This window comes from Pseudomonas khorasanensis, assembly GCF_014268505.2.
GTDB lineage: Bacteria > Pseudomonadota > Gammaproteobacteria > Pseudomonadales > Pseudomonadaceae > Aquipseudomonas > Aquipseudomonas khorasanensis.
Genome location: NZ_JABWQP020000069.1, coordinates 1 through 224 on the forward strand (window position 1 = coordinate 1; position 224 = coordinate 224).

1 pseudogene is annotated in these 224 nt (G+C 58.0%); it reads right to left on the bottom strand.

The annotated features are described in order from the left end of the window. Positions 1-224 (bottom strand): annotated as a pseudogene (locus HU727_RS25635) (putative Ig domain-containing protein); the annotation flags it as partial.

Genomic DNA, 224 nt, shown 5'->3' on the forward strand with positions numbered 1-224 from the left:
CTGCGGCTGTCGACGACATAGGCATCATCACCTGTACCACCAATGAGAGTGTCATTTCCGGCACCGCCATCAAGAATGTCGTTGCCTGCATTTCCTGAGAGAGTGTTGTCGGCAGCGTTGCCAGTCAAGGCGTTGTCCTGGGCGTTGCCGGTCAGACTTAGCCCGGTGTTGCCCAGCAGCACACCGTCTTCGACGTTGGCCGACAGGGTATAGCTGACGTTGGC